Raw genomic sequence first — 1,832 nt, 5'->3', positions numbered from 1 at the left:
AAGCAAGTTCCTTGTAATAGTATCGCCTTATCTGCTTGTCTATTATGTGCGTTATTTTTCACTTTATCTGCCGCTGAGCGATTTGTATATACACAGCGTATTTTCATTGGATCATCTAAATTCCGGTGTAGCTATTCCCGGGTATCTTGTAACTTTGCTTTATACACTTTTACTGACAACTCTCTTTTCCTATATTTTTGTCAATAAGGCGAAAAGGAGGATTTATTATGGCTAAGTATGTTTGTTTAAGCTACAGGAGGGATTATTATGAAAAAAGTATTAAAAATCATTTGCTTAGAATTAGCAGCTCTAATATTTGTGTTAGTTCTGAACGGATGCGGAGGAGATGTGGACTATACTGAGGCTCCAACGGTCGAAGGGGAAACACAGAATGGTTTTGAAAACAACGAAGAGTTTCCCAAGCATATTGACATGGTTATAAGTGATAAGGTAACAGTTGATGCCGATGTTATTGTGCCTGAGGGCGTGGACTTTTCAAATATGAACACCTACAACGCAGAGGCGTGTTTATATAAGGAAAGCGACCCTATGGAACTTTTTGAAATAAAAGGCAACAGAGTTTTTGAGATTTATAGTGAGTTAAACGAAAATGATTATGAGGATTGTCCCGCAGATTTTAAATTTGAGGACAAAAGATATACTATATATAATGCAGACAACAGAGATGCGGAAAATATGTATAACGGAAGTTTAACTTGGGGAGGATCGTTTCTCTTTTATCATGATTTTACAGCTTCGCAGTGTGAAACACGCTATTTTGACCATTTGGGAATAACCCAGGAATCGGTTAATGAGGTGGACTGCGGAAAGGACTTTGACTTTATGACAAGGGAAGAGGCAAAAGCCAAAGCGGAAAACATCATAAGCAGTGTGACAAATTTTGATTGCAATATAACCCATGTGCTTTCGGTGGAAAAGGAAACGCTGGATTTGTTAAATGAAAAATGGGACTACACATCACCTTATGAAACAAAAGACAGCTATCTGATTTACTATACATATACGGTTGACGGAATTGATTTTCCATATATAAATTCGGTTGTAGATACTACGTCGGAACTTCCGTTGAAATATATTGTGCCTGCCTATATTTGGATTACAGAGGACGGTGTTATAAAGTTTTCAACCCCAGCTTTTGACTACTTTGATATGAAGTTAAATTCAGTGGCGACTCAGGGGAATAAAATAATAGGTCCGGAAGAAGCATTGGAAAAGGTCAAAGAGAGTATTGATTCAATGTGCAGTTTATTTGACGCAGAGGTATTCCAAATAAGCCTTAATTACGTTTCCTATAAAAAGGGAAGAACATTAAGAGAAAATAAAAATTATGAAATCCGACCTGTTTGGAAAATATATGTAAGGACGGTTCAAAATGATGAAATTGAAATTTCTGAAAAACCATTGCCTTTGGATGGAAATCTGACAGAAACTAAAATTATAGATTGGACAGTTGACGCTGTTACAGGAGAATATACTTTTGATGTTGGTTTGGCTTAAATTTTAAATTAAAGGAGGGATAAGAAATGAAGCGGTTTATGGGCGCATTTAGAATGGACTTAAAGAGAGCTTTTATAAATCCCGTGTTTATCGCCACGATTTTCCTTATGATGTGTTTGTTCTTTGTAAATGACTTTATAAACAATTTTGAGTTATCATGGGCTTGGGGAAGAAAAAGTCTTTTAATGGCAGACAGACAGATAATTTTATCTGTTTTTGATGTGTGGTATTCTGATGTGGTAGCAGGATATTCTATCTTTGCAACGACAATAGCTGCTTTGCCATATGCCCATAGCTTTTGCACAGACTTTGAA

Annotated in this window: 3 protein-coding genes; all 3 read left to right on the top strand. The window is 36.2% G+C overall.

Features of this window, described 5'->3' with window-relative positions; genetic code table 11:
- Positions 1 to 235, top strand: a 235-nt coding sequence (locus B5F08_RS13440) for a hypothetical protein (protein WP_204245211.1), incomplete at its 5' end; no start/stop codon positions are given.
- 32 nt (positions 236 to 267) lie between these two features.
- Entirely contained in the window at positions 268 to 1,518 is a 1,251-nt protein-coding gene (locus B5F08_RS13020) for a hypothetical protein (protein ID WP_087380372.1), read from the top strand.
- 26 nt (positions 1,519 to 1,544) lie between these two features.
- On the top strand, positions 1,545 to 1,832 hold a 288-nt coding region (locus tag B5F08_RS13015; protein WP_143256437.1), incomplete at its 3' end, for a hypothetical protein.

Source organism: Anaeromassilibacillus sp. An172 (assembly GCF_002160515.1).
Lineage (GTDB): Bacteria > Bacillota > Clostridia > Oscillospirales > Acutalibacteraceae > Limousia > Limousia pullorum.
Note: the sequence above shows the minus strand (reverse complement) of the source record. Positions and strands in the feature narration are given on the sequence as shown.

Bases quoted from the DNA above. Each gene is read 5' to 3' on its own strand.
- B5F08_RS13020 (WP_087380372.1), top strand. From the start codon at position 268: ATGAAAAAAGTATTAAAAATCATTTGCTTAGAATTAGCAGCTCTAATA.